Origin of the sequence: Actinomadura geliboluensis, from assembly GCF_005889745.1 — a bacterium.
Taxonomy (GTDB): Bacteria; Actinomycetota; Actinomycetes; order Streptosporangiales; family Streptosporangiaceae; genus Spirillospora; species Spirillospora geliboluensis.
Genome location: NZ_VCKZ01000081.1, coordinates 1 through 24,811, shown reverse-complemented (window position 1 = coordinate 24,811; position 24,811 = coordinate 1). Strand labels below are relative to the sequence as shown.

At 70.2% G+C, this 24,811-nt stretch carries 30 protein-coding genes; 13 read left to right on the top strand and 17 right to left on the bottom strand.

Annotated elements, in window-relative coordinates; translation table 11 throughout:
* Positions 1 to 336: hypothetical protein (locus ETD96_RS13860; RefSeq protein ID WP_205719250.1), on the bottom strand; the 336-nt coding region annotated here is incomplete at its 3' end.
* Complete coding sequence (locus ETD96_RS13855) at positions 323 to 1,027, bottom strand: molybdopterin-dependent oxidoreductase (RefSeq protein WP_205719249.1); 705 nt, start codon at positions 1,025 to 1,027, stop codon at positions 323 to 325. The genes ETD96_RS13855 and ETD96_RS13860, both read right to left, overlap by 14 nt.
* 94 nt (positions 1,028 to 1,121) lie before the next feature.
* Here ETD96_RS13855 and ETD96_RS13850 point away from each other — a divergent pair, with 94 nt between their 5' ends.
* The 3 genes from ETD96_RS13850 to ETD96_RS13840 all read left to right on the top strand — a co-directional run bounded on the left by ETD96_RS13850 (position 1,122) and on the right by ETD96_RS13840 (position 6,103).
* Positions 1,122 to 1,703: an HhH-GPD-type base excision DNA repair protein gene (locus ETD96_RS13850; protein ID WP_138636743.1), complete on the top strand. Its 582-nt coding sequence runs from the start codon at positions 1,122 to 1,124 to the stop codon at positions 1,701 to 1,703.
* Between the two features lie 389 nt (positions 1,704 to 2,092).
* On the top strand, positions 2,093 to 4,192 hold the full coding sequence (locus tag ETD96_RS13845) for a SpoIIE family protein phosphatase (RefSeq protein WP_420884752.1): 2,100 nt from the start codon (positions 2,093 to 2,095) through the stop codon (positions 4,190 to 4,192).
* Between the two features lie 252 nt (positions 4,193 to 4,444).
* Positions 4,445 to 6,103 (top strand): RNA polymerase sigma factor, encoded by a 1,659-nt coding sequence (locus tag ETD96_RS13840; RefSeq protein WP_138636741.1) that lies wholly within the window; start codon positions 4,445 to 4,447, stop codon positions 6,101 to 6,103.
* Between the two features lie 108 nt (positions 6,104 to 6,211).
* Here the strand turns inward: ETD96_RS13840 and ETD96_RS13835 are convergent, their stop codons facing one another.
* Positions 6,212 to 6,955: a YaaA family protein gene (locus ETD96_RS13835; protein ID WP_138636740.1), complete on the bottom strand. Its 744-nt coding sequence runs from the start codon at positions 6,953 to 6,955 to the stop codon at positions 6,212 to 6,214.
* Positions 6,956 to 7,005: 50 nt separating this feature from the next.
* Between ETD96_RS13835 and ETD96_RS13830 the strand changes: the two genes are divergently transcribed.
* Entirely contained in the window at positions 7,006 to 7,713 is a 708-nt protein-coding gene (locus ETD96_RS13830) for a GNAT family N-acetyltransferase (RefSeq protein ID WP_240807610.1), read from the top strand.
* 182 nt (positions 7,714 to 7,895) lie between these two features.
* On the opposite strand, the gene ETD96_RS46650 is transcribed toward ETD96_RS13830, so the two are convergent.
* From ETD96_RS46650 to ETD96_RS13815, 3 genes are all read right to left on the bottom strand, one after another.
* On the bottom strand, positions 7,896 to 8,126 hold the full coding sequence (locus ETD96_RS46650) for a DUF7455 domain-containing protein (protein ID WP_138636738.1): 231 nt from the start codon (positions 8,124 to 8,126) through the stop codon (positions 7,896 to 7,898).
* Between the two features lie 119 nt (positions 8,127 to 8,245).
* On the bottom strand, positions 8,246 to 9,319 hold the full coding sequence (locus tag ETD96_RS13820; protein WP_138636737.1) for an ABC transporter permease: 1,074 nt from the start codon (positions 9,317 to 9,319) through the stop codon (positions 8,246 to 8,248).
* Positions 9,316 to 10,218 carry an ABC transporter ATP-binding protein gene (locus tag ETD96_RS13815; protein WP_138636736.1) on the bottom strand — a complete coding sequence of 301 codons (903 nt, stop codon included), beginning with the start codon at positions 10,216 to 10,218 and terminating at the stop codon, positions 9,316 to 9,318. Before ETD96_RS13815 ends, ETD96_RS13820 begins: the two co-directional genes overlap by 4 nt.
* Before the next feature lie 248 nt (positions 10,219 to 10,466).
* Between ETD96_RS13815 and ETD96_RS13810 the strand changes: the two genes are divergently transcribed.
* Entirely contained in the window at positions 10,467 to 12,557 is a 2,091-nt protein-coding gene (locus tag ETD96_RS13810) for a DNA gyrase/topoisomerase IV subunit B (protein WP_274704605.1), read from the top strand.
* A gap of 60 nt (positions 12,558 to 12,617) precedes the next feature.
* Here the strand turns inward: ETD96_RS13810 and ETD96_RS13805 are convergent, their stop codons facing one another.
* On the bottom strand, positions 12,618 to 13,505 hold the full coding sequence (locus ETD96_RS13805; RefSeq protein ID WP_138636734.1) for a hypothetical protein: 888 nt from the start codon (positions 13,503 to 13,505) through the stop codon (positions 12,618 to 12,620).
* A 300-nt stretch (positions 13,506 to 13,805) separates the two neighbouring features.
* Between ETD96_RS13805 and ETD96_RS45850 the strand changes: the two genes are divergently transcribed.
* The 6 genes from ETD96_RS45850 (at position 13,806) to ETD96_RS13775 (ending at position 17,582) form a co-directional block, all read left to right on the top strand.
* Positions 13,806 to 14,942 (top strand): sensor histidine kinase, encoded by a 1,137-nt coding sequence (locus ETD96_RS45850; protein WP_205719248.1) that lies wholly within the window; start codon positions 13,806 to 13,808, stop codon positions 14,940 to 14,942.
* Positions 14,943 to 14,953: 11 nt separating this feature from the next.
* A complete protein-coding gene (locus ETD96_RS13795; RefSeq protein ID WP_205719247.1) occupies positions 14,954 to 15,598 on the top strand; it encodes a response regulator in 645 nt (214 codons plus the stop codon).
* A gap of 74 nt (positions 15,599 to 15,672) precedes the next feature.
* The gene (locus ETD96_RS13790; RefSeq protein WP_138636732.1) at positions 15,673 to 16,014 is read left to right on the top strand and encodes a hypothetical protein; all 342 of its coding nucleotides are present in this window, start codon (positions 15,673 to 15,675) and stop codon (positions 16,012 to 16,014) included.
* A gap of 92 nt (positions 16,015 to 16,106) precedes the next feature.
* On the top strand, positions 16,107 to 16,469 hold the full coding sequence (locus tag ETD96_RS13785; protein ID WP_138636731.1) for a nuclear transport factor 2 family protein: 363 nt from the start codon (positions 16,107 to 16,109) through the stop codon (positions 16,467 to 16,469).
* Between the two features lie 106 nt (positions 16,470 to 16,575).
* The gene (locus tag ETD96_RS13780) at positions 16,576 to 17,112 is read left to right on the top strand and encodes a TetR/AcrR family transcriptional regulator (protein ID WP_138636730.1); all 537 of its coding nucleotides are present in this window, start codon (positions 16,576 to 16,578) and stop codon (positions 17,110 to 17,112) included.
* Positions 17,113 to 17,135: 23 nt separating this feature from the next.
* On the top strand, positions 17,136 to 17,582 hold the full coding sequence (locus ETD96_RS13775) for a DUF6463 family protein (protein ID WP_138636729.1): 447 nt from the start codon (positions 17,136 to 17,138) through the stop codon (positions 17,580 to 17,582).
* Positions 17,583 to 17,628: 46 nt separating this feature from the next.
* Here ETD96_RS13775 and ETD96_RS13770 read toward each other — a convergent pair whose 3' ends face one another.
* Positions 17,629 to 18,192 (bottom strand): TetR-like C-terminal domain-containing protein, encoded by a 564-nt coding sequence (locus ETD96_RS13770; RefSeq protein WP_138636728.1) that lies wholly within the window; start codon positions 18,190 to 18,192, stop codon positions 17,629 to 17,631.
* Positions 18,185 to 19,024, bottom strand: a complete 840-nt coding sequence (locus ETD96_RS13765) for an alpha/beta fold hydrolase (RefSeq protein ID WP_138636727.1) — start codon at positions 19,022 to 19,024, stop codon at positions 18,185 to 18,187. Before ETD96_RS13765 ends, ETD96_RS13770 begins: the two co-directional genes overlap by 8 nt.
* A 107-nt stretch (positions 19,025 to 19,131) precedes the next feature.
* Here ETD96_RS13765 and ETD96_RS13760 point away from each other — a divergent pair, with 107 nt between their 5' ends.
* Complete coding sequence (locus ETD96_RS13760; RefSeq protein ID WP_138636726.1) at positions 19,132 to 19,677, top strand: flavoprotein; 546 nt, start codon at positions 19,132 to 19,134, stop codon at positions 19,675 to 19,677.
* Positions 19,678 to 19,691: 14 nt separating this feature from the next.
* Here the strand turns inward: ETD96_RS13760 and ETD96_RS13755 are convergent, their stop codons facing one another.
* The 4 genes from ETD96_RS13755 to ETD96_RS13740 form a co-directional block, all read right to left on the bottom strand.
* Entirely contained in the window at positions 19,692 to 20,537 is an 846-nt protein-coding gene (locus ETD96_RS13755) for an SDR family oxidoreductase (protein WP_138636725.1), read from the bottom strand.
* Positions 20,534 to 20,917 (bottom strand): hypothetical protein, encoded by a 384-nt coding sequence (locus ETD96_RS44655; RefSeq protein WP_171069018.1) that lies wholly within the window; start codon positions 20,915 to 20,917, stop codon positions 20,534 to 20,536. The genes ETD96_RS13755 and ETD96_RS44655 overlap by 4 nt, the downstream gene beginning before the upstream one ends.
* Before the next feature lie 70 nt (positions 20,918 to 20,987).
* A complete protein-coding gene (locus tag ETD96_RS13745) occupies positions 20,988 to 21,872 on the bottom strand; it encodes an alpha/beta fold hydrolase (RefSeq protein WP_138636723.1) in 885 nt (294 codons plus the stop codon).
* A gap of 64 nt (positions 21,873 to 21,936) precedes the next feature.
* Complete coding sequence (locus ETD96_RS13740) at positions 21,937 to 22,410, bottom strand: HAD domain-containing protein (protein ID WP_138636722.1); 474 nt, start codon at positions 22,408 to 22,410, stop codon at positions 21,937 to 21,939.
* A 59-nt stretch (positions 22,411 to 22,469) separates the two neighbouring features.
* Between ETD96_RS13740 and ETD96_RS13735 the strand changes: the two genes are divergently transcribed.
* Positions 22,470 to 22,880: a DUF4259 domain-containing protein gene (locus tag ETD96_RS13735; protein ID WP_138636721.1), complete on the top strand. Its 411-nt coding sequence runs from the start codon at positions 22,470 to 22,472 to the stop codon at positions 22,878 to 22,880.
* A 39-nt stretch (positions 22,881 to 22,919) separates the two neighbouring features.
* Here the strand turns inward: ETD96_RS13735 and ETD96_RS13730 are convergent, their stop codons facing one another.
* From ETD96_RS13730 to ETD96_RS13715, 4 genes are read right to left on the bottom strand one after another with little or no spacing between them, the layout of a single operon-like run.
* Positions 22,920 to 23,129, bottom strand: a complete 210-nt coding sequence (locus ETD96_RS13730) for a DUF397 domain-containing protein (RefSeq protein ID WP_240807608.1) — start codon at positions 23,127 to 23,129, stop codon at positions 22,920 to 22,922.
* Between the two features lie 45 nt (positions 23,130 to 23,174).
* A complete protein-coding gene (locus ETD96_RS13725; RefSeq protein ID WP_138636720.1) occupies positions 23,175 to 23,384 on the bottom strand; it encodes a DUF397 domain-containing protein in 210 nt (69 codons plus the stop codon).
* A gap of 49 nt (positions 23,385 to 23,433) precedes the next feature.
* Positions 23,434 to 23,637 carry a DUF397 domain-containing protein gene (locus ETD96_RS13720; RefSeq protein WP_138636719.1) on the bottom strand — a complete coding sequence of 68 codons (204 nt, stop codon included), beginning with the start codon at positions 23,635 to 23,637 and terminating at the stop codon, positions 23,434 to 23,436.
* Positions 23,621 to 24,535 (bottom strand): helix-turn-helix domain-containing protein, encoded by a 915-nt coding sequence (locus tag ETD96_RS13715; RefSeq protein ID WP_138636718.1) that lies wholly within the window; start codon positions 24,533 to 24,535, stop codon positions 23,621 to 23,623. Before ETD96_RS13715 ends, ETD96_RS13720 begins: the two co-directional genes overlap by 17 nt.
* Positions 24,536 to 24,811: the final 276 nt, after the last annotated feature.

Below are 24,811 nucleotides of genomic sequence, written 5' to 3'. Positions count from 1 at the left end.
CCTCCGGTCGCTGCGTCTGAGCCATTCCCAGTCGTGTGGGGCGAATCTGTTCAACCGCCCGAGGTCGGCCCTGAACGCGCGTGACAGCAGGCCCAGCACGATCGGCACGGGCAGCGCGAACCCGCACCACACGTGGACGGTCTTGACCATCTCCCTGCGGCCCACCAGCGTCGACAGGACCGGCAGGTAGAGCAGTGCCGCGGTCAGCAGGCAGACGAGCATCAAGAGCGCGGTCGCATGGTGGATCGATCGCTCCGCCCGCGTGAACCGCAGCAGCCAACGCGACGCACCCGCCTCCGGGGCCTCCTCGTGCCCGCGCGTGTCATGTCGGTGCATCGTTACGCCCGTTCGACCGTCCGACCCAGGCGTCCACGTCGTAACCGAGGTTCTCCCAGTAGCCGGGCTCCACCTTGTTGGTCAGTTCGATGCCGCTGAGCCACTTCAGCGACTTGTAGCCGTACATGGGCGCCACGTAGAGGCGCGTCGGGCCGCCGTGATCGTGGGTCACCGGCTTGCCGTCCATCTGGGTCGCCACAAGGACGTCCCTACGGCGTGCCTGTTCCAGCGTGAGCGACTCGGTGTAGACGCCGTCGAACGACGTGAACCGCACCGCGCGGGCCTGCGGTGACACACCGACCGCGTCCAGCAGATCGGGCAGGGCGACTCCCACCCAGTGCACATCCGGCACCCGCCAGCCCGTCACGCATTGGAAATCGCGGTCGATGGTCGTCTGGGGAAGCCGCGCCAGATCAGCCAGCCGGAACGCCTGCGGCTTGTTGACGAGGCCACTAACGGTCACGCGGTGGGTCGCGGCGCTGTGCCGCTTCACACCGTCCGTGACGGAGTAGTAGCGAAAACCGCCCGCGGCCGGCAGGACGTCCCCGATCGGGCCGACCGGTGCCAGCGTCCGGCTCACCTTGTCCTGGACGGACGCTCCCACGGCGACCCCCGCGACGCCGAGACCGAGCATCCCCAGCACGACACGCCGCCCGACCGGGCTGCCCTGTGTCCGCTCCTCCTCGTTCACCACTTCATTCGAGCACCGTGCGGCCGCGCCTGCCAGGGCCGCGCCGCGCCCGTAAGACTTCTGACAGATCCGAGGGCCGCCCTAAGCTGATGCCATGGCCACGAAGGTTCAACTCGCACAGCGTCCGGAAGCCGACGAGCTGCTCGGACGCAGCCCGCTGGCGGCGCTGGTGGGCATGCTGCTCGACCAGCAGATCCCGATGGAGTGGGCTTTCTCCGGCCCGTACACCATCACGCAGCGGCTCGGCTCCGACGACCTGGACGCGCACGAGATCGCCGCCTACGACCCGGAGCGGTTCGCCGCGGTGCTGTCGGAGAAGCCCGCCGTCCACCGCTACCCCGGCTCCATGGCCAAGCGCGTCCAGCAGCTGTGCCAGTACCTCGTGGACAACTACGACGGCGACGCCGAGAAGGTGTGGAAGGGCGTCGACAGCGGCAAGGAGCTGTTCAAGCGCCTGAACGGCCTGCCCGGGTTCGGCAAGCAGAAGGCGCAGATCTTCCTGGCGCTGCTGGGCAAGCAGTACGGCGTCCGGCCCGAGGGCTGGCGCGAGGCCGCCGGCGCCTACGGCGAGGAGGGCTCGCACCGCTCCGTCGCCGACATCACGGGCCCGGAGTCCCTGGCGCAGGTGAGGGCCTTCAAGCAGGAGCAGAAGGCCGCCGCCAAAGCCGCCAAGTAGCCGCGCCGTGGGGGCGCCGAGCCGGAGACACACCCGGACTAGGGAAGTTGACGCGCGGTGACGCCGGAGGGTCGTAACATCTCCTACTCGCCGTCCGGACGGGCCGCCTCGCGCGTCCCGTGCGGCGGTGTCCGAATCCGGTGCGTTCGTCCGGGACCGAAGGGACAACGATGTTCAGCAGGGGTTCCGTACACGCCGAACCATCGGGATGATGAATACCTGACTCCGACCGGTGTTGTGATGGAGGCGGGAGCGCTAGCCTGCTCCCATTCACTCATAGTGATGAAAACTTGCCGCGCGGTACGGGACCCTCTGGGGCGGAGGTGTTGTCCATGAGCACCGAGACGTCCGTTCCGCATCCCCGCGTTTCAGGGGTGGAGGGCAGGCCCATGGATGCGTCCGACGCCGCGCTGTACGCGACCTTGCTGAAGGAAGGCCCCGGCGGGCTGGCGTTCTTCGACCCCGACCTGCGCTGCCGCAAGGCCAACGACGCCTTGGCCGCGCTCCTCGGCGTGCCGGCGCGCGAGCTCCTGCAGCACAGACCGTCCGAGGTGCTGCCCGAGGCGCTCGGCGCGGCCTTCGAGACGGCGCTGCGGAAGGTCATCGACGAGGACCGCTCCGTCAGCGATCTGGACCTCGTGGTCCCGGCCGGCGAGGCCCCCGGAGGCGCCGCCTCCGACCCGGCGCCCGGCGCCGCGCCGGGCGTCGCCACGGCCGTCGAGGAGCGCATCCTCGCCTGCACGTGGCTGCCCGCCAGGGACGCCGAGGGCGCCCAGACGGGCGTCGTCCTCACCGCCCTGGACGTGACCGAGCGTCGCCGGGCCGAAGAGGTCATCCGACGCAAGGAGCAGCGCTACCGCTCGCTCGTGGAGGCCAGCGCCCAGGTCGTGTGGGTCGCCGCACCGGCGGGCGGCGTGATCGACGACGCGCCCGAGTGGCGCGCGATCACCGGGCAGACGCCGGACGACTACGCCGTCGGCGGCTGGCTGTCGGTGGTGCACCCCGAGGACCGGCCCCGCATCGAGTCGGTCTGGCAGGAGTGCGTCGAGGAGAACCGGGTCTTCGAGACCAACTACCGCATCCGCACCAAGAGCGGCACCTACCGCCACTTCGACGTACGGGCCGTGCCCATCTGGCAGGGCGACACGGTCATCGAGTGGGTCGGCGCCAACACCGACGTGACCGGCCAGCGCGAGGCCGAGGAGATGCGCGGCAGGCTGACCGAGCAGCTGTCGGCGGCCGCGCTGCGCACCGCGCGCCTGCAGCAGGCCACCTCGATGCTGGCCGAGGCCCTGACGGTCTCCCAGGTCGTCCAGGTCATCACCGAGGTCGGACGGTCCGCCATCGGCGCCGACTACTCCGCCGTGGCGCTGCTGGACGACGACAAGCTGCGCCTCAGCATCGTGACGCCGTCCCAGCCGGGCTCGGAGAGCGAGACCAGCCCCGCCTCTCGCGACGACATCAAGGTCAGTGACCAGACCGTGATGTCGGTGGCGGTGCGGGAGAGCCGGCCGTTCCTGGCCGAGCATCCCGACAGCCTGCGCCTGCAGCTCGGCCACGGCGAGCGCGACCTGTTCGCCCAGCACACCGAGGAACGCGCCTGGGTGGGCCTGCCGCTGCTGGCCGCGGGCGCCCCGATCGGCGCGCTCCGCTTCTCCTTCACCCGGCCCAGGGAGATCACCGAGGAGGAGCGGGTCTTCCTGGAGGCGCTGGCCGGTCAGTGCGCCCTCGCCGTCGAGCGGGCCCTGCTGTTCGAGCGCGAGCACCGCACCGCCGAGGAGCTCCAGCGCAGCCTCCTGCCGAGCGACCTCCCGCAGCTGCCCAGCATGGTCCTGGCGGCCCGCTACAACCCGGCCACGCGCCACGTCCAGGTCGGCGGCGACTGGTACGACGTGTTCCGGCTCCCCGACCGCCGGCTCGCCGTCGCCGTCGGCGACGTCATGGGCAAGGGCGTGCTCGCCGCGGCCGGAATGGGACGCGTCCGCAACGCCCTGCGCGCGCTCGCGCTGAACGACCCGCGCCCCGCCGCCGTCCTGGCCGGCCTCGACCGGCTGTTCAGCGCCACCGAGGACGAGGAGCAGTTCACCACGGTCGCGTACGTCGTCATCGACCCCGAGACCGGGCAGGGCGAATTCAGCAACGCGGGCCACCCGCCGCCCCTGCTGATCTCCCAGGATTCGCCCGCGCGCGTCAGTTCGCTGGAGCCCGGCACGCCCCTCGGCTGGCCCAGCCAGCGGCAGCAGACAAGTTTTTCCATCGAGACCGGCAACACTGTGGTGTTCTATTCCGATGGACTTGTGGAGAACCGTAGGCGTGGGGTGGACGCCGGGCTGGACGAGCTTGTCGCCGTGGCCGCGGACGCCCCACCTGAAGTGGTAGGAGATCCCGAGAGACTCGTCGACTTCCTGGTCGATCGGATGCTTGCCGGATACGAGCAGGTGGACGATGTGACCGTGCTCGCCCTGCACGTCCCGCCCGAGCCCGCGTGAAAACCGCCTGAGACCGCGTCAAGACGGAGTAGCACGTTCGAAGGACCGTCCCGCGCCCTCTAAGGTGGAGTGTTACCGGGTAGGACTCCAGGGCGGAATGCGCAGCAGTGCCAGAATGCTTGACCCAGACAGAGCGGGTACGCTGCGGTCCCGCACCGGTGGTCCGCTCCGTGTGTGGTCCCACCCAGTGTGAGGCCGGGCCCGTCAGGGCACTTGGGTCAACCAAGCCACACGTTCGTTCGAGAGGTATTTGTGTCGCCTGCTAGCTCGACCTCGAAAGCGTCGGATCTGCACGATCACGTCATCGCGCAACTGATCGAGCGTGGACGGTCCCAGGGTTACCTCGAAGCCGACGACGTACGCCGTACGTTCGAGGAGGCCGACATCCCCGTGTCGAAGGCCTCCAGCATTTTGCGGAGCCTCAGCAAGGAGGGTGTGACCGTCATGGTGAGCGCTGCCGACTCAGCGGCGCCCAAGCGCCCGCGCAAGCGCGCGGCGCAGGCGGCGCGCAAGCCCAGGACCGCCGCCGCCGCGAAGGAGCAGCCCGACACGGTGACCGCCGTGGTCGGCGACGACGCGCCGGAGGAGGCCGCCGCCGAGCCGCGCCCGGCCGCCGCCAAGCCCGCGCCCAAGAAGCCCGCGCCCGCCAAGGGCGCCAAGACGAAGAAGGCCGCGCCCGCCAAGAAGGCCGCCGCCGCCGTCAAGAGCGCGCCCGCCAAGGCCGCGCCGGCCAAGAAGAGCGAGGGCCCCGAGGTCGACGACGAGGTCGAGGTCGACCTCGACGAGGACCTCGCCGACCTCGACGTCGAGCTGGAGGACGACACGGCCGCCGAGGTCGAGGAGCCCGAGGCCGACGAGGAGGAGGCCCCGGCGGCGCCCGCCGCCAAGGCCGCCCCCGCCGGGAAGGGCGCCGAGGGCGCCGCCCCGGCCGAGGAGGAGGGCTTCACCCTCGGCGACGACGACGAGGACGCGCCCGCCCAGCAGATCGCCGCCGCCGGCGCCACCGCCGACCCGGTGAAGGACTACCTCAAGCAGATCGGCAAGGTCCCGCTGCTCAACGCCGAGCAGGAGGTGGAGCTCGCCAAGCGCATCGAGGCCGGGCTCTTCGCCGAGGAGCGCCTCGCCGTGTCCGCCGCCGCGATGTCCGAGGAGGACCTCGAGGACTTCGAGTGGATCGCCGAGGACGGCCGCCGCGCCAAGAACCACCTCCTGGAGGCCAACCTCCGCCTGGTGGTGTCGCTGGCCAAGCGCTACACGGGGCGCGGCATGCTGTTCCTGGACCTCATCCAGGAGGGCAACCTCGGCCTGATCCGCGCCGTCGAGAAGTTCGACTACACCAAGGGCTACAAGTTCTCCACGTACGCCACCTGGTGGATCCGGCAGGCGATCACCCGCGCGATGGCCGACCAGGCCCGCACCATCCGCATCCCGGTGCACATGGTCGAGGTCATCAACAAGCTGGCCCGCGTGCAGCGCCAGATGCTCCAGGACCTGGGCCGCGAGCCCACCCCGGAGGAGCTGGCCAAGGAGCTCGACATGACCCCGGAGAAGGTCGTCGAGGTCCAGAAGTACGGGCGCGAGCCCATCTCGCTGCACACCCCGCTGGGCGAGGACGGCGACAGCGAGTTCGGCGACCTCATCGAGGACTCCGAGGCGATCGTCCCCGCCGACGCGGTCAGCTTCACGCTGCTGCAGGAGCAGCTCCACTCCGTCCTCGACACGCTCAGCGAGCGCGAGGCCGGCGTGGTGTCGATGCGGTTCGGCCTCACCGACGGCCAGCCGAAGACCCTGGACGAGATCGGCAAGGTGTACGGGGTGACCCGGGAGCGCATCCGGCAGATCGAGTCCAAGACCATGTCGAAGCTGCGTCACCCGTCCCGGTCGCAGGTCCTGCGCGACTACCTGGACTGATCGTTCGACCTGAGGGAGCAGGGCCCCGCGCGCACGCGCGAGGCCCTGTTCTCGTCATGCCGGTGGCGGCTCGCGTTCCGTGCTCGCCCGCCGGCCGGTGCCGGGACGTCAGTCGTGCAGGACGACGTCCAGGTCGGTGCCGTTCAGCTCGACCGTGTGGCCGAGGTCGGCGACGGCCTTGAGCAGCTCGTCGGGGGTGCGCGGCGCGGCGCCCGCCTTGAGGAGGTCGTGGGCGATCTTCCCGCGGGTCGCCTTGGCCATGTGGCTGACGACGGTCCGCTTGGGGACGCCGCCGGTGACGCGCTCCCGGAACACGCGGACGGCGACGGCCGGCTGCGGCGCCTTCCACACCGACGCGTACGGGCCGGAGCGCATGTCCACGACCAGGTCGTCCTCCAGCCGCAGCGCCTTGCTCATCGCCGGGCGCCACAGCGTCCCCAGGCGGCCCGTGGGCGGCAGCGACACGCCCATGGCCAGCCGGTAGGGCGGGACCCGGTCGGTGAGCCTCAGCGCACCCCACAGGCCCGAGAAGACGATGATCTGCGCGGCGGCCGCGTCCGGGTCCAGGTCGGGAAGGTCGAGGTTGTCGTAGAGGACGCCGGTGTAGAGCCGCGCGGCGGGGAGCGTGGGCGCCTCCCGCAGCGCCTTGTTCCGGGCCAGCGCCTCGTCCGCCTGGCCGGCCGGCAGCCCGAGCACGTCGGCGGCGTCGCGCCGCTTGCACGCCCTGGTGAGACCCGCGAGGACCCGCTTGCGCGTCGGGGTGAGCCCGGGGAAGCTCAGCGAGGCCAGGTCGAGGGGCGGGCCGTCCCCGTCGGTAGCCTTCTTCTCCGACGGCGGCAGCAGGATGTGCACGATCCCCCCGAAAGCGGTGACAGATGGCGGCGCGGTCTCTGGAGACACGGTTGGGCGAGCTCGTCGCTGAGGCGTGGCCCGCGCCGTCCACCCAGGATATTGGCGGCTGGGTGCTGCGCCATGCCGAAGGAGTGACCAAGCGGGCCAACTCCGTCCTGCCCCTGGCAGACCCGGGGGACGTGGGCCGGGCCGTGGACGAGGCTGAGCGCTTCTATGGCGCGCTGGGGCTGCCGACGGTGTTCTCTGTGGACGCCCAGGCGCGGCCTGAGGGGCTCGACGCGCTCCTGGAGGGGCGGGGCTACGAACTGGTCGATCCGACGATCGCGATGGTCGCCGACCTGGCCGCCCCCTACGAACGGGACGGGGCCGACATCACGGAGGCGCCGTCGCGGGAGTGGCTCGACCTGTGGTGGTCGGTGGACGGCCGGTACGACCATCAGCTGCCGATGGCGGAGAAGATCCTCACCGGTGTGGGCGCCGGATACGCGTCCCTGGACGGCCTCGCCGTCGGACGAGGCGTCCCGCAGGGGGAGTGGCTCGGCGTCTACGCCATGGCCGTCGCGCCTGAAGCGCGCAGGCAGGGGCTGGGGCGCCGCGCGCTGCGGGCCCTCCTCGGCTGGGGACGCGAGCAGGGGTGCGAACGGGCGTATCTGGTCGTCGTTGAGCGGAACGCGCCGGCGAGGGCGATGTACGCGGCGGAAGGGTTCGTTCCGGCGGGCGGCTATCACTATCGAGTGAAGAATGTCACTCCGGGGTGAGAACCATGTGGATGGAGTGATCCGGCCCATGGTCAGAGGCAATTTCACTACGCTGTGCGATTGTCTAATTACTCTCTGAAGTCATGCCCTCTTTGGGGACTCGGCGGAGCGCCGCGGGGTGAAATGCGAACGGCGGCCACCGTTGCCGGTGACCGCCGTTCCTGGGGTTTCTATGGGGAGATCTACCGCTCCTCGGGGGACGCGGTGGCCGGGGTTTCGGTAAGCCGGTCGGTCTCGTCCTGTATGTCGGCCCCGTTGGCTCGCAGCGCCTCTGAGTACTTGCGTCCGTGGTGGGCGCAGAACAGAAGGTCGCCGCCGCCTACAAGGACAGCACGGACGTAGGCCTGGGCGCCGCAGCGGTCGCATCGGTCGGCGACGGTCAGCGGCTTGGTTGGGGCAAGGGCTCCAGTCACGGCACCTTCCTCATGCTCGGGGTCGGTACTTAGGACAACATCTAACCCGACGCTGGCGTTCCCAACCTGGTTCTTCGTACGCCCACAGCAGAATGGCCCAATAAGTGACCGAGGTCACATTAGGCGTCGTCCCATCGGAACAGGCGCACGGCGATCAACGCGCCGACCACCGCAACCCCCAGCAGAACGGCGATTTGGGGCAGTGCAGAGGACGGACCGAGCCCGCGTCCCATCACGTTGAGCATCCCTTCGTTGAGATACCTCAGCGGGAAGATGTAGGACAGCGCCTTCATCCAGCCCGGTGACGCGTCCAGCGGGAAGAAGGACCCGCCCAGGAACGCCATGGGCAGGACGACCAGCTGTGTCACCGCCTGGGCCGTCTCCTGCGTCTTGGCCCACGCGCCGATCAGCATCCCGATCGACAGGAAGGCCAGCACGCCCGCTATCACCATCGGGATGGCCATCCACCAGGCGCCGCTGAGCTGCAGCCCGAACATCGGCAGTTGCGCCACCAGCACGAACAAGGCGAACTGTACGAGCGCGATGGCCAGGCTGACCGCGACACGTGCGGCGAACACGGTGGGTATCGGGGCAGGGGAGAGCTGGAGCCGGCGCAAGATGCCCTTGGTCCGCCACGTCACCAGCGTCTGGGAGGCCCCGAAGACGCCCGCCGAGGCCAGCGCCCAGCCGAGCAGGCTCGGCGTGAAGAACTGGATGGCCTTGAGCGAGTCGTCCTCCACCTGCTGCGTGGCCAGCGTGTAGGCGGGCGGCTTACCGGTCGCCGCCTGATTGGCCGACTGGACGATCGAGTCCATCAGCCCCCGCACCGTCCCCGACTTGACCTGGTCGGTGGCCGAGTAGTGCACGACCAGCTCGGTCCCGCGCTGCTCGACGACGGCGTCCGCGTCGCCCTTCTCCACCTTGCGCAGCGCGGCGGCGCGGTCGGACGTCCTGGTGACCTTCAGGACCTTGGCGAGCTGGTCGGCCCCCTGCGTGACGGCGCCGTCCAGGATCGGTGCCTTGCCGACCTCCAGAACGGTGACCTTCGACGTCGTCTGGTGACCGAAGATGCCACCGAAGATGACCAGGAACATCAGGGGGAACAGCACGGTGAAGAACAGCGCGGTCCGGTCCCGCCTGAAGCCGAGGAGCATCGCCCGGGACAGGCTCTTGAAGCTCTGGTAGGTGCTCACGCCCGGTACTCCCGTCCGGTGAGGTCCAGGAAGACGTCCTCAAGGGTGGCGCCGCGGATCTGGACGCCGTCCAGGGCGTTCTTGGCCGCCATGGCCGCGACCACGGCCGACGGGTCGCGCGTGGAGATGGTCAGCGAGACGCCGTCGTCGGCGGCCTCGTCCGCGCCCGGCAGGAGGCGGGCGTCGTCCACGCCGAGCATGCCGCTGGCCACGCTGATGCGCGCGGGGGCGTCCAGGCCGCGCACCAGCACCGCCGGCGGGCCGAGCCGCAGGATCCTGCCCGCGTCCATGATGGCGACGCGGTCGCAGAGGATCTCGGCCTCGTCCATGTAGTGCGTGGTCAGCACGACTGTGCGGCCCTCGGTGTTGATCTGGCGCAGCAGGTCCCAGAGGTTGCGGCGGGCCTGCGGGTCCAGGGCGGCGGTGGGCTCGTCCAGGAACACCAGTTCCGGATCGTGCACGAGCGCGCACGCGATGGACAGGCGCTGCGCCTGCCCGCCCGACAGCTTCTCCACCCGGACGTCGGCCTTGTCGGCCAGCCCCACCAGCTCCATCATCGCGTCGGCCTTCGCTGCCGGGACGCCGTAGAGGGAGCCGAACGTCTGCAACTGCTCGCGGGTGGTCAGCCGCTCGAAGAACGACGACGCCTGCAGTTGGACGCCGATCCTGGGCAGCAGCTTCGGGTTGCGCGGCCACGGGGAGAGGCCCAGCACCGAGACGTCCCCCTCGTCCGCCTCGCGCAGCCCCTCGATGATCTCCAGCGTCGTCGTCTTCCCCGCGCCGTTCGGGCCGAGGATGCCGAAGAACTCGCCCTCCTCGACCCCGAACGTCACCCCGTCCACGGCCCGGACGTCCCCGTAGCGTTTACGGAGGCCCGTGGCCTCGATCGTTTGCACCATGCAGAGGACAGTAAGGAGCGGAGTGTCTACCGCACACCCACCTAAAGGTGGACGTTAAGGTCTAGAAGTGGAGGGCGGGGCACGCCCGGCGGGCCGCGGCGCGGCCGCGCGGCGAGCCGCCCGGGGGACCGGCGCGCGACCGCGGCCGGGACGCACGGAACGCCCGCGGCGGCGAGCCTCCGGCCGCAATGTCGGCGCCCGGGGGTACCCTGCTGCCGACCGTCCTACCCCCGAGGAGCGCACGCACGTTGACCGCCGCGACCGCCGAAGCGACAACAGAAGACCCGCACGGCTACTCCGCACGGCACCTGTCGGTGCTGGAGGGGCTGGAGGCCGTCCGGAAACGGCCCGGCATGTACGTCGGGTCGACCGACAGCAGGGGCCTCGCCCACTGCCTGTGGGAGATCGTCGACAACTGCGTCGACGAGGCCCTCGCCGGCTACTGCACCCACATCAGCGTGACGCTCCACGCCGACGGATCCTTCGAGGTGGGCGACAACGGCCGCGGCATCCCGGTCGACCTGGAGCCCAAGACGGGGCTGCCGGGCGTCGAGCTGGTCATGACGCGGCTGCACGCGGGCGGCAAGTTCGGCGGCGTCTCCTACACCGCGTCCGGCGGGCTCCACGGCGTGGGGGCGTCCGTGGTCAACGCCCTCTCGGCGCGGCTGGACGTGGAGGTCGACCGCGACGGGTACACCCACGCGATCAGCTTCCGGCGCGGGCTTCCCGGCGAGTTCGCCGACGAGGGGCGGCCCAACGCCCGGTTCAAGAAGAAGTCGGGGCTGCGGCAGGTCCGCAAGGTCGCCAAGAAGACCACCGGCACCCGTGTCCGCTTCTGGCCCGACCTCCAGATCTTCCTGAAGGACGCCACGGTCGAGCAGGAGCTCGTCCTCGACCGGATGCGGCAGACCGCGTTCCTCATCCCCGGCCTCACCATCGACGTCCGCGACGAGCGCGGCGAGGAGGTCGTCGACGAGACGTTCCGGTTCGACGGCGGCATCAGCGAGTTCTGCACCTACCTGGCCAAGGACGCCCCGCTCGTCGACGTGCTGCGGCTGCGGGGCCGCGGCCACTTCACCGAGACCGTCCCCGTCCTGGACGACCAGGGCCACCTGACCCCCACCGACGTCGAGCGCGACCTCGAGGTCGACATCGCGCTGCGCTGGGGCACCGGCTACGACACGATCACCAAGTCGTTCGTCAACGTCATCGCCACCCCGAAGGGCGGCACCCACGTGCGGGGCTTCGACCGCGCCGTGCTGAAGGTGCTCAACGAGCAACTCCGCGCGACCAAGCTGCTGAAGAACGGCGACGAGGACGTCATCAAGGAGGACGTCCTGGAGGGCCTCACCGCGGTGGTGACCGTTCGGCTGCCGGAACCGCAGTTCGAGGGCCAGACCAAGGAGGTCCTCGGCACGTCCGCGGCGACCCGCATCGTGTCCCAGGTCGTCCTGCGCGAGCTGCGCGCCGTCTTCGAGAACCCGTCGCGCGGGCAGAAGCAGCCGCTCCGGGCCGTCCTGGAGAAGGTCGTCGGCGCGGCCAAGACCCGCATCGCCGCCCGCACGCAGCGCGACAACCAGCGGCGCAAGAACGCCCTGGAGAACTCGGCGCTGCCGGCCAAGCTCGTCGACTGCCGCACCACCGACGACCGCAGCGAGCTGTTCATCGTCGAGGGCGACTCGGCGCTCGGCACCGCCAAGCTCGCCCGCAACTCCGAGTTCCAGGCGCTGCTGCCGATCCGCGGCAAGATCCTCAACGTGCAGAAGGCGTCCGTCGCGGACGTGCTGAAGAACGCCGAGTGCGCCGCGATCATCCAAGTGCTCGGCGCCGGTTCGGGCCGCACCTTCGACGTGGAGGCGGCCCGCTACGGCCGCGTCGTGATCCTCGCCGACGCCGATGTCGACGGCGCGCACATCCGCACCCTGCTGCTCACGCTCTTCCACCGCTACATGCGGCCGATGCTGGAGGCCGGGCGGGTGTTCTCCGCCGTCCCGCCGCTGCACCGCATCGAGCTGATCAAGCCGAAGAAGGGCCAGGACAAGTACATCTACACCTACTCCGACGCCGAGCTGCGCAAGCGGCTCGTCGAGCTGGAGCGCAAGGGCCAGCGCTGGAAGGAGCCGATCCAGCGGTACAAGGGCCTCGGTGAGATGGACGCCGACCAGCTCGCGGAGACCACGCTCGACCCCCGGCACCGGGTGCTCCGGCGCGTCCGCATCGAGGACGCGGAGGAGGCGGCGAAGGTGTTCGAGCTGCTGATGGGCAGCGAGGTCGCGCCGCGCCGGGCGTTCATCACCGCCGGCGCCACCGAGCTCGACGTCGAGCGCATCGACGCCTGACCGGCGCGGTGGCGGGGGGCGGGGCCGTTCCCGTGGTGGACGGCCCCGTGACGACGTGGATCAGTCGCCGATCTTGAGGTTGCGGAACGTCTGGACGGGGTCCGGCGCGCTCCGGGCGGTCAGGGCGTTCGCCGACTGGTAGGGCGCGGTGGCCATGTAGAGCTGGAACGACGCCGCGTTGTTGCCCGACGCGGACGGCAGCCCGGCCTTCCAGTCGATCACCGGGCCGAAGATGCCGCAGCCGCTGGTCTTCGGCACCGCGAAGGTGGTGTCCTCGGTCGGCATCTGCAGGATGGGCGGGTTGTTGAACGGGTCGGTGTAGTCGCCCTCCGTCACGACCGTGATCTTGTTGAAGTCGATGCCGAGGTTGAGCTTCAGCGGGTCCTTGTTCGATCCGATGAAGCAGCCGTTGCCGATCGCGTCGTTGATCAGCTTGATCTTCAGGTTGATCCCGGTCGTCGGGAGGTTGAAGTCGAACCCGCCCGCGTACTTCGCCTGGACCTGCACCTTGTTGTAGGGCAGGCCGTCCCAGCCGGCGATCGGGAAGCCGAGCAGCCCGAGGACGCCGCCGGGGACCGTCATCGGCTTGCCGGTCATCTTCACGCTGGTGTACTCGGCCGGGTCGGACCACGACGACTGGACCGCCTGGATGACGGTCCGCATCGGCTGGGTGATCTCCTGGGTGAGACCGCCGAGTTTCATCGAGCCGCCGGTCACGACCAGCTGCAGGCAGGTCGCGAGGGCGGGGTCCTGCCCGGCGGGCAGCGGCGGGCACTGCTCGGCGAAGTCGAACTTCGGCACGTCCGGCGGCAGGTCCTGCGGGGCCGCGAGCGGGGCGGTGCCGGGGGCCTGCGGTGCGGCGGCCTGGGCGGGGGCCGCGGCCAGTCCGAGCGCGAGGCCGACGGGCGCCGCCGCGAGGGCGGCGCGGGAGAGGAGTTTCACAGGCATGGAGCCTTTCTCGGGGGATGCTGCGGGGACGGCTCGTTGGAGCGGTCCACGCAAGGAACCACGATTCAAAAACAAGATCGTGTCTAATAGCAAGACCGCTAACTCGGCCACATGCGGCCAGGTTCCGGCGCCTCCACCCGGGGGTGGAGAGCGGGTCTACAGCCGTGCGCCGATCCGCGCGGGAGCCGCGGGCACCTAGCGTCAGGGCATGCACACGCAGGACCGCGTTCCTCCAGCCCCCCTGCCGCCGGCGCTCCGCGCGGACCTGCCCGCCCGGCTCGCACGGGCTACCGTCGGACCGTGAACGGCAAGGTGGTGGCACCGGAGCGGCTCATCCGGCTGCTCATCGTCGGCATGCTCGCGATGTGGGGCCTGATCGCGTACGTCCGGGGGCTGCTGCACGGGGACCCCGCTCCGGCCCTGCACGGCGACGGCCTGGCCCTCGTCGTCCTCAACGCGGTGATGTTCGCCCTCCTCGGGGCCGGGCTCGTGCTGGACCGCTGGGACGGCTCGCGCCTGCGGAGGCCGGGGCTCGCCCTCCTGCTGCTGTCCGTGGCGGCGGCGATGGCGCTGTACGCGATCGCGCCGCACGCCGGCGGCGGGTTCTTCTTCTGCATGGCCGGCCTGTGGGTGCTGCTCCTGCGGCTGCCGCTGCCGGTGGGCATCGCGGTGAGCGCGCTGACGGTCGCCACGATCGCCGCGCTGGGGGAGGCGTTCCGGCCGGGCGGGGCCGACCTCGGCCTGATGTCGGCGTTCGCCGGCCTCACGCTGGGCGCCGTCGCCAGCCGCCAGGGCGCCGCCGCGCAGGAGGCCAGCCGGCGGGCCGAGGCGGCCAACGCCGTCCTCGCCGAACGGTCGCGCATCGCCCGCGAGATCCACGACATCCTCGCGCACTCGCTGTCGGCGCAGATCGTCCACCTGGAGGGAGCGAGGCTGCTCCTCTCGCGGGACGGTGACCGTGTCCAGGCCCTGGACCGCGTAGAGCGCGCGCGGAACCTCGCCCGCTCCGGCCTGGAGGAGACAAGGCGTGCCCTTGCCACCCTCCGCGGGGAGATACCGGAGCCCAAAGAGGTGCTGGCCGAACTCGCTGAGGAGTTCTACGCGAGCACGGGCCGTCCTTGCGACGTACAGGTGACCGGTGTGCCGCGCGAACTCTCGCCCCAAGCCGGCCTGGCGGTCGTCCGCACCGCGCAGGAGGCGCTTACTAACGTCCGCAAACACGCCCCCGGCGCGCGCGCACAGGTCACCCTGCGCTACCTGCCCGACAAGGTGGAACTCGAAGTGACCGACAGCGGCGGCACCGAATCGGTCATCGAGCTGGGCGGCGGCGGATACGGCCTCGTCGGCATGCGGGAGCGCGCCGAACTGATCGATGGGACCCTGGACACCGGTCCGGACGGCACGGGGTTCCGTGTGTCCCTCCAGGTTCCGGCGTGACGGGAGACGCGGTGAGCACGAGAATCCTGATCGTCGACGACCAGACCGTGGTGCGCGAGGGCCTCGTCCTGCTCCTCGAACTGCTCCCGGGCATCACCGTCGCCGGCGCCTGCGGCGACGGCGAGCAGGCGGTCGCGCTGGTCGACGAGCTGCGGCCCGACGTCGTCCTGATGGACCTGCGGATGCCGCGCATGGACGGCGTCGAGGCGACCCGCCGCATCAAGCAGGCCCATCCCGAGGTCGGGATCGTCGTCCTCACCACCTACGCCGACGACGACTCGATCTTCGCCGCGCTGCGCGCCGGGGCCCGCGGCTACCTCACCAAGGACGCCGGCGCCGACGAGATCGCCCGCGCCGTCGACGCCGTCCGCGACGGCGCGTCCCAGCTCGATCCGGCCGTCCAGCGCCGCCTGGTCGAGGCCGTCGCCGCGGGCGAGCGCCCCCGCCGCGCCGGGCTGCCCGACGGCCTGACCCGCCGCGAGGCCGAGGTCCTGACCCTGATCGCCCAGGGCCGCTCCAACGCCGAGATCGCGGGCGACCTGTTCATCTCCGAGGCCACCGTGAAGACCCACATCAACAACCTGTTCGCCAAGGCGAACCTCCGCGACCGCGCCCAGGCCGTCACCTACGCCTACCGCAACGGCCTGACCGGCTGATCCTCGGTCATCGTCCGGCAAGGCATCGGTCAAACCCGGCACCGGCGCGTCGCCGCGGCCCCACGATGAGGACCGTGCTGAGAACCTGCATGATCGCGGACTACCTGCGCCCTTACGCGCAATGGCGTATCGACCGGCCCGGCCCTCGCAACGCCCGCGCCGCGATCGGCCTCATCGACGCGGCCGCCTATGTGGCGCACCTGGACGAGAGCTCCCGCGTCATCGTCCGGATGGCAATCGCCGGCTGCTTCGCCCTGGGCCGCTTCAACCCGGGCGTCGAGGGCGAGGAGATCATCCGCGGCTGGCACTACGACGACGACACCGGCGGCCCGGCCGACCTGCTGGAGGCCCTCGCCGCCTCCGCCGAACGCGGCCTGCACCCCCGGCCCACCGAGGCGGAAAGCACCCCGGCGTAACTCGATCAGATGTGATTCCGCCGCTGTCATTCGCCGGTGTAATTACATCGGCGCCCCGGGGAGACCAAGCGAACGCTTGGTAAACTCCGCCCATGCCGTCCCAGGAACACATGAAGCAGGCGCTCCAGACCTACGTGGACGCCTTCAACGCCGCCGACGTCGCGACCGTGACCGGCCTCTACGCCGACGACGCCGTCATCGAGGACCCGGTCGGCCACCCCGAGATCACCGGCCGCGCCGCCATCGAGGAGTTCTACACGAACGCCGTCGCCAGCGGCGCCAAGCTGACGCTGGACGCCCCCATCCGCGGCTCCCACGGCGACCGCGCCGCGATGGCCTTCACCATCGACGTCCCCGGCATGCGCGTGCGCGCCATCGACGTCATGACCTTCAACGCGGACGGCAAGATCGCCCGCATGGACGCCCACTGGGGCCCCGACGACATCGAGACCTGACCTCGCCCGCGCCCGCACGGCGCCCGTGATCTGACCGACCCGGTCCCCGGACCGGTGATCACGGGTGTTACCCTCCATACCAAACCTTTTGGTATGGAGGTGGGGCATGGTGGACTCCGGAGCCTGGCTGGACGAGGGGCTCGTCCTGCTCGCCGAGCAGGGCGCCCCGGCGGTGACCCTCCAGCAGATGTGCGAGCGCATGAACCTGTCGAAGGGCGCCTTCTACCACCACTTCGGCTCGATGCCGAAGTTCCGGGCGCGGCTCCTCGCCCACTACGAGGAGCGCTACACCACCGCGCTCATCGATGTGGTGGAGGAGACCGCCGGTCCGTCCGCGCGGGAGAAACTGGAGCGCCTCGCGCGGGAGGCGATCAGCGACGCCGGCCCGGACCTGGAGATCGCCGTGCGGGCCTGGGCGAAGCAGGACCCGCAGGCGGCGGCGACGCAGCGGCGCGTGGACGCGACCCGCCTCGCGTACCTGCGCGGCCTCTGCCGCGATGCCGGCCACGCCTCTCCCGACCGGATGGCCGAACTGCTCTACGTGGTCCTGATCGGCGGCGCGCATCTGATGCCGCCCCTTCCCGCCGCCGAGAAGCACGCCATCTACGACCTGCTGTTCCCGCTCCTGGACGCCGCGAAGTGAACCGGACGAGAGAAGAGGCCGTCATGACGCGAGAGCCGCGCCCTGCCGCCCTCAGCCGCTGGACACCGCGGCTGATCCTCGCGATCGCCGTCCTCCACGTGCTGGTGGGGCTCGGCTCCGACCGCTCCCACTGGCGCGGCATCGTCTCGGAGGGCCTGTGGAACACCGTCGCCGGCGACGACGCCCGGTTGACGGCCTCCTGGTTCCTGCTCTGCGGCGTGGCGCTCTTCGGCCTGGGGCTGCTCGTCAGGCGATCCGTGATCGCCACGGGCACGGTGCCCGCCGAGGCCGGATGGCTCCTGCTCGTCCTCGGCACGCTGGTCTCGGTGCTGGAACCCGCCTCAGGCGGCTGGGCCCTGCTGGTCATCGGCGCCCTCTCCCTGACCGCCACCCGTCGGACCGCGTCACGGGCGGGCTCAGCGGGACCGGCCCCGGAAACGGAGACCACCACCCCGCTCGGCCGCTCGTAAGGTTTCGCTGGTGCCGACGCACCGCGTTCCAGAGCGGCGGACGTCCTCACAAGGCGCGCAGGCCCCGGTCGGCGAAGGCGATCAGCCATGCGAAGCTCTCGTCGATGTCGGTGCTCCATTGGAAACCGTTGGCCGCTTCCAAGGTGGCGAAACCGTGGCAGAGGCTGCGGAGCATGCGCAGGGCGTGGTTCGTGTCCGCCTCCTTGATCTCGTAGCCGCGCAGGACCGCCGAGAACGCGCTGAGCAGCCGCTGCCCCGCGGCGGCCAGCGGATCGTCCGATCCGAACGGTTCGACGCCTATCGTCGCGGCGTACCGGCCGGGGTGCGCCACGACGAAGCCGCGGAAGGCGCGCGCCGCGGCCTCCAGGGCGTCGCGGCCCGCGTACCCCTGGACCGCGCCGCCGACGGCCTCGGCCGCCTCGCCCAGCGCCAGGGCCGCGATGCGGCGGTTGAGGTCTTCCTGGCCCTTCACGTGCTTGTACAGGGACGGGGTGCGCACGCCCAGCCGCTCGGCCAGCATGCCCATCGTCACGTTGGCGAGGCCGACCTCGTCGGCGAGGGCGGCGCCGGCCGCGACGACGGCCGCCGGGTCCAGACCGGCCCTAGGCACGGGCGGCGTCCGAGCGGAGGAAGTCGAGCACGAGCGAGACGACCTGCTCGGGGAACTGGTCGTGCGGGTAGTGCCCGGCGCCGTCGATCATCTCCAGGCGGCCGAGGCCGGACGGCAGGTCCGCGACGACGGCGGTGCCCTCGGCGCGCGGGTCGGCCCAGTCGGGGTCGAGCGTGCCCATCACGACCAGGACCGGGCAGCGGACGTTGCCGAGCTGCGCGCCGGCGTCGGTCGGGGCGCTGCGGCCCATGGCCTGCATGGCCTTCATCCGGCCCGGCTCGCGCAGCAGGGACTCGATCCGGCCGAGCCGCTCGGCCCAGTCGGCCGGCCGCTGGCCGGGGTAGGCCACGTCGAGGTAGGAGCGCCACATGGGCAGGCTGCCGAACATGGCCGTGCCGAGCAGCCGCATCATGCCGCGCCGGTAGCGCTTCACCTTCAGCATGCCGCCGAGGCTGGGCGACTGCTTGCGGGTGAACGGCGCCAGCTCGACGACGGCGGTGACCAGCGAGGGCTCCAGGGCCGCGGCGATGGTGGCGGCGCCGCCGGAGGCCGAGTGTCCGACGATGACGGCGGGGCCGCCCAGGTGGCGGATCAGCGCGAGCAGGTCGCCGGCGATGGCGGTGCGGCTCCACTCCGGCCAGTCGACGCTGGACTCGCCGCAGCCGCGCAGGTCGACCGCGGCGACCCGGTGGCCGGCCTCGACCAGCGACGGGACCACGGCGCGGAAGGCGTCGCGGCTGTCGCCCATCCCGTGCGCGAGGACGATCAGCGGACCGTCCCCTGTCACCTCGTAAGCGATCGTCCCGCCGTCGATGGTCAGGTACTCGGTCATGGCGTCCTCCGTTGGCTAACTGCGTTAGCTAAAAGCTAATACTGTTAGCTAACGTTGTCAAGCACGAGACCAACGGCAGTCGGTTGTCGCCATGGCAGGGTGGGGGAGTGGCCAAGGACCCGGTGCTCTACCTGATCGCCTGCGGCGGGCGCCCCGCCGCGGAACTCCCGCCCTTCGTCGAGGAACTCCAAGGAGACGGGTGGACGGTCTGCGTGGTCTCCACACCGTCCGGCATGAAGTTCGTGGACGCCGACCGGCTGGCGGAGCTGACGGGCTTTCCCGTCCGCTCGCAGTACAAGCAGCCCGACGAGCCCGACGTCCTGCCGCCCGCCGACGCGTTCGCCGTGGTGCCGGCGACGTTCAACACCGTCAACAAGTGGGCGCACGGGATCAGCGACACGCTGGCGCTCGGCCTGCTCAATGAGGGTGTCGGCTCGGGGCGTCCCATCGTCGCGGCGCCGTGGCCCAACGAGGCGCTCGCCCGCCATCCCGTCTTCGTCCGCAGCGTCGCCGAACTGCGCGACTGGGGCGTCACCGTCCTGCTGGACGCGGCCCGCCTGCCGACCCCCGATTCAGGCGACGACCTCAGGGGCGTCTTCCCGTGGTCCGAGATCCGGCGGAGCCTCGCCGAGCTTCACTCCCGCCTGGGCTGAGGGCTCCGGGTTGGTCAGAACGGCTTCGGGGTGACCTCGGCGTCTGCTGCGTAGGCCGCGTCGCGGCGGGCCTCGAACGCGGCGAGCCGCTCACGGAGCGCGGACGTCACGGTCTCGTAGGCGTCGGAGTTGAGCAGCAGCCGCAGCGGCGTGTCGTCGGAGAGCACGGCCTCGATCGTCGCGTGCGCGACGCCGGACTGGCTGGCGGGCATGTCCTCCACCGGCGGCGGCGGGGTGTCCGCCGGGCCGCCCTGGTACGGGCCGCTGAGGGGGACGCGCTCGGCGGCGTCGTAGAAACTCGTCCGGACCATGCCGGGCTCGACCAGGATCGTCTTGATGCCGAAGGGCTCGACTTCCCGCGCCAGGGATTCGAAGTAGCCTTCGATGCCCCATTTCGTCGCGTGGTAGATGCCGAACTTCGGAAACGCGATGTGCCCGCCCATGCTGGACATCTGCACGAGCACCCCGCCGCCCTGCTCGCGCAGGTGCGGGACGACGCGCCGCGCGAGGTGGATGGACGCCGTCAGGTTCGTGGCGATCGACCGCTCCACCTGGTCGTCGCTCAGGTCCTCGGCGACCCCGAGGACGCCGAAGCCGGCGTTCGAGACGACCACGTCGATGCGTCCGAGATCGGCGAACGCCTTGCCGACCACGGTGTCGAGCTGCGCGGTGTCGGTGACGTCGAGGCGGTGCCGCCACAGCCGGTCGCCGTACCGGGAGGCCAGGTCGTCCAGCTGCTCGGGGCGGCGCAGCGTCGCGGCGACGCGGTCCCCGCGGGCGAGTATCCGCTCCGCGAGTTCGCGGCCGATGCCGCGCGAAGCGCCGGTGATGAACCAGGTCTTCGAAGCCTGTGAGGTCATTTCGCCAGCTTCCAACCTGGAGCGTGCTCCAGGTCAAGCCATCGGGCCGACGGCAGAACGGTGCCGTCCGAAAAGGTGATGAACGCCGAAAACGCCCGGCCGTAGGGTTGCCACGGTCTGACCGCTGACGGAGGGACTGTCGTGGCGATGGCGAAGAAGGGGGCCCGGCGGATCACGGTCGACGGGACCGAATACCGCTGGAAGGTACGCGGGCGTCCGACGTACTGCCAGGGGTCGGCGTGGTCGCCCCTGGTTTTCGCGGTCGAGCATGGCGAGCGGCCGGGAGCCCGGCTGGTGGTGTCGCTGCCGTGCGCGCACCCGAGCAACTGGATGCTGGCCCCGGCGGGCGTCGTGCTTCCGCGGACGGTGGCATCGGCCATCAGATCGGCAGTACAGGCCGGGTGGACCCCAGCCCTCCCGGGACCCGTCCGGCATATGGAGCTGGACGACTCAGAGATCGTCCCCTGCGCTAACTGAGGATTCCCCGCCCTGACCGCCCCTCGTGCGATCGAGGATCAACCCCGCGACCGTCTCCCAATCGGCGCGGTCGAGCCCGTGGCCGGCGCCCTTGAGCGGCACGAAGTCGGCGCCTGGAATCTCCTCGGCCAGGGCCACGCCGTGCTCCAGCGGGAACAACGGATCCGCTGTGCCGTGAATGACGAGAGTGGGCGCCGTTATCGATGACAGCGGTCCCCAGTGGCGATCGTCCTCGGGGATCGCGTTGTGGTTCTGGACCGCCCTGATGTCGAGGGCCCGCTCCACGTCACGGCGGACCAGATCCCGCACAGCGGCCTCGTCCGGCGGACGCTCGGTGCCCGCGAGCATGACCTGGTAGCCGACGAGGTAGTCGATCACCGAGCCGGTGTCGGACCAGTCGACCTGCGCGGTCGAGACGAAGCGTCCGAACTCCTCGGTCGGGGGCGGCAGCTCGCGGCCCCCTGGCACCGCGCGGGTGGTGCTGATGAGCACCAGTGAGAGGACGCGCTGTGGATGGTCGAGCGCGAGCAACTGCCCGAACGCGCCACCCGCAGACACCCCCACGACGTGCGCGGCGGGGATGCCGTAGGCGTCGAGCACACGGGCGGCATCATCGACGAGATCGGAGCCCGTATACCCGGGGCGGCCCACGTCGTAGGTGGTGGAACGCCCGGTGTCCCGGTGGTCGTAGCGGATGACGAAGCGTCCGCCGTCCGCGAGCCGCCGACAGAAACCCTCGTCCCACCAGAGCATCGACGCGCCGATCCCCATGATGAGCAGGATGGGCGCATCTCCAGGATCGCCAAAGGACTCCGTGCAGATATCGACACCGTCCACCGCGACCATCTGCTCCGCCATCTGCAACGACTCCTGAACTAGGGAGAGGACGTACCCGGCACGCTAACGGCACCCACTGACACTCTCAGAGACCCACGGCCCACCCGAGGGCTCGGTCGACCGACCGGCGAGTGAGGCCCGTCGAGGGATCGATGGTGACGAGCAAGGTGGGCTCACCACGCCCGGAGGCCCACGCGCGGGCCTCCGGAGTGTGGAGATCATCGATCCAGGCAGCGGGCCGGTGCCGGGCCAGCCGGTCAACGAGCGGAACCTTCTCGCCGGGGTGAAACGGGATGGACGGCATGGCGAGAACGGGAAGCGGCGTGATGCCGAGCAAGGGCGCCAAGAGCCGGTTGGCGTCGTGGTTCCAGGCCGTCGCCCACGTGACGTCGTAAACGCGAACGAGTTCGCTGATCCAGATGCCGTGCTCCGGGTTCACCAGGACGGGTTCGTCGTCCTCGGCGAACAGATCGTGTTCGGTGTAACCGGCCGGGCGACGGCTGTAGCCGTAGGGGTTGAGAACCCCGTCGACGTCGAGGAGGAGCAGTGGACGCGTCACGCTGAAAATGATGCCCGCGGTCCGGATAAGGTGCTCTTCTCGCTGACCTGGAGGCTGACATGGGAACCTGGGATGCCAGCCCGTTCGGCAATGACACTGCCGCCGATTTCGCAGGGGACCTGGACGAGTTGGCCTTGGAAGAGCGCCCGTCAGCGATCCGAGAAGCCCTGGAAGCCGTGACCGGCGAGGCCGCCTGTGTGGACAGTTCTGAAGGCGTGCTGGCGGTCGCCGCTGCCGCGCTGGTCGCGGCGCAGTGCCCCGGTGGCCAGCCAGTTGATGCGATCTACGGTCCGGAGGAGCGGATTCCGGAACTGCCCGCCAACCTGCGCGCTCTGGCGCTGAAGGCTCTAGATCGGGTGATCGGCCCCCACTCGGAGCTGGAACGACTCTGGGATGAGAGCGGCGGCGCGGAGGAATGGCGAGCGGAGATCGCCCGACTCCGCCTAGCGCTTTCCAGCCACCCGAACTGATCCCACAGCCACCACAGACCGCCCACCTACCCCTCCACGTCAGGGAAGGTCGTGGGCGCCCGCCTTAGCGGCTTGAAGGAAGGCAGCCCACTCGCCGGACGAGTAGGCAAGAACGGGGCCGGTCGGGTTCTTGGAGTCGCGTACCGCGCGGCTATCGCCGACCTGCGCGATCTCTACGCATTCGGTACCACCACCTTGCGAGTGGCTGCTCTTGCGCCAGGCTGCGTCTTGCCACATCGAGCTGCTCATCCAGCTTCTCCGGGGTAACGTCACGGTTCCGCCGCTGGCGACCTGTCAAGGGAGGTCATGGGCGCCTGCCTTGATGGCTTGGAGGAAGGACCCCCAAGCCGCAGGAGCGAAGGTGAGGACGGTGCCGACCGGATTCTTGGAGTCGCGTACCGCGCACGCATCCCTGACCTGAGCGACTTCGACGCAATCGGTGCCGGCAGGCAGGGAGTGGCTACTTGTGCGCCATGACGCGTCCTGCCACTTCGCGCTGCTCATCCGGAGCTCCTCCAGAAGAAGGCCGCGGCCCCGCCGCTGGCGATACTGGTCAGGGGAGGTCGTGGGTTCCTGTCTTGACGGCTTGGAGCAAGGCCGTCCAAGCACCGGGAGTGAAAGTGAGGACGGTGCCGGTCGGGTTCTTGGAGTCGCGTACCGCGCACGTCCTCGCGTTTGTCGAGACCTCGACGCAGTTTGCCCCTTGCGCCGAGTACGAACTTCTAACCCATGAGGTCGGATCACTTTTTGTGCTCATTTGTACCAATATGCCCTACTTGAAGCTCGCTGGCGAGCCGGGAGATCAGCTCCAGTGACTCGTCGGCCCCGAGTGCAGCCATGGCGAGTTGGTTGAAAGCCAGAGAGTAGGTGTGGACCTGACTGTCGTCCTCGATGTAGAGGGCGCTTGTCAGTCCGTCGAGGTAGATCACCTCTGGCATGTGCCGTTCGGGGAAGGCCATGTGGGCGAACGTGCCAGTGGGGGCGGGATGGGCCCCTGCGGCGAACGGCAGTACTTGGAGCATGACGTTCGGCTGCTCGGCAAGTTCGATCAGATGGAGGCACTGGCGAGCCATGACCTCTGGGCCGCCGATGGTGCGCCGGAGCGCTGCTTCGTCGATGATCGACCAGATGCGGAGCGGCTCGGGTTCGCGCGCGTGCAGTAGGTTCTGGCGAGTCGTTCGCACCTCGAGGCGTCGGTCGACCTCCGTGGCTGGAGCGAATTGCATGAGGCCCACTCGAATGACTTCACGTGCGTACTCGGTGGTCTGCAGAAGACCGTTGAGGATGAGGGCGTCGTAGCAGCGAAGGGATTTGGCCTCGAACTCCAGCTCGATGTAGGACGCGTAGTCGGTGTGGATCGTGTCGGCGTAGGCGTCCCACCAGCCGCGCTGCCGTGCCGTCCGGGTCAGGGCAAGTAGCGTTTCGCGCTTCTCGGGTGTCACGCCGTAGAGGTCGCACAGCTGGTTCACGTCCGACGTCTTGATTCCCTGGGCCGCCGTCTCGATGCGGGACAGCTTGGGGGTGGACCAACGTCCTTCACCTGCTGCTTGGAGTTCCGCGACGACCTGGTCCAGTCGCATGGTCGATCGTTCGCGGAGGCGGCGCAGCTCGGCGGCGAGCTTGCGCTCGCGGATCGTGGGACGGCGTTCAGGCATGTACTGAGTGTGCCGTGTCGGCTACGCACGTGGTGGGGATTCTTCAAGATCGGCCGGACAATGAAATGGAATTTTTCGCTTTAGCTTGCGATCACGCCGTGCCTGGGAGCACGATGCGTCGCAGTGATGGCCACGGAACGTGGCCTCTTGGTCGCAGAGCGCGGAGGGGTGAGGTGTCGGATACGTCTAGCGCCGCCGGGGTGGTTCGGGCGGGTGGGTGTGCGGTTTGGGCGTTGCCGCCGGAGGCTCGGTGCGCCGGGGTGGCGCGGGAGGCCG

Bases quoted from the DNA above. Each gene is read 5' to 3' on its own strand.
- ETD96_RS13850 (WP_138636743.1), top strand. From the start codon at position 1,122: ATGGCCACGAAGGTTCAACTCGCACAGCGTCCGGAAGCCGACGAGCTG.
- ETD96_RS13735 (WP_138636721.1), top strand. From the start codon at position 22,470: ATGGGAACCTGGGATGCCAGCCCGTTCGGCAATGACACTGCCGCCGAT.
- ETD96_RS13775 (WP_138636729.1), top strand. From the start codon at position 17,136: ATGACGCGAGAGCCGCGCCCTGCCGCCCTCAGCCGCTGGACACCGCGG.
- ETD96_RS13755 (WP_138636725.1), bottom strand. From the start codon at position 20,537: ATGACCTCACAGGCTTCGAAGACCTGGTTCATCACCGGCGCTTCGCGC.
- ETD96_RS13815 (WP_138636736.1), bottom strand. From the start codon at position 10,218: ATGGTGCAAACGATCGAGGCCACGGGCCTCCGTAAACGCTACGGGGAC.
- ETD96_RS13845 (WP_420884752.1), top strand. From the start codon at position 2,093: ATGGATGCGTCCGACGCCGCGCTGTACGCGACCTTGCTGAAGGAAGGC.
- ETD96_RS13730 (WP_240807608.1), bottom strand. From the start codon at position 23,129: ATGAGCAGCTCGATGTGGCAAGACGCAGCCTGGCGCAAGAGCAGCCAC.
- ETD96_RS13785 (WP_138636731.1), top strand. From the start codon at position 16,107: ATGCCGTCCCAGGAACACATGAAGCAGGCGCTCCAGACCTACGTGGAC.
- ETD96_RS13745 (WP_138636723.1), bottom strand. From the start codon at position 21,872: ATGGCGGAGCAGATGGTCGCGGTGGACGGTGTCGATATCTGCACGGAG.
- ETD96_RS13805 (WP_138636734.1), bottom strand. From the start codon at position 13,505: ATGCCTGTGAAACTCCTCTCCCGCGCCGCCCTCGCGGCGGCGCCCGTC.
- ETD96_RS44655 (WP_171069018.1), bottom strand. From the start codon at position 20,917: ATGGCCGATGCCACCGTCCGCGGAAGCACGACGCCCGCCGGGGCCAGC.
- ETD96_RS13780 (WP_138636730.1), top strand. From the start codon at position 16,576: ATGGTGGACTCCGGAGCCTGGCTGGACGAGGGGCTCGTCCTGCTCGCC.
- ETD96_RS13765 (WP_138636727.1), bottom strand. From the start codon at position 19,024: ATGACCGAGTACCTGACCATCGACGGCGGGACGATCGCTTACGAGGTG.
- ETD96_RS13715 (WP_138636718.1), bottom strand. From the start codon at position 24,535: ATGCCTGAACGCCGTCCCACGATCCGCGAGCGCAAGCTCGCCGCCGAG.
- ETD96_RS13725 (WP_138636720.1), bottom strand. From the start codon at position 23,384: ATGAGCAGCGCGAAGTGGCAGGACGCGTCATGGCGCACAAGTAGCCAC.
- ETD96_RS13720 (WP_138636719.1), bottom strand. From the start codon at position 23,637: ATGAGCACAAAAAGTGATCCGACCTCATGGGTTAGAAGTTCGTACTCG.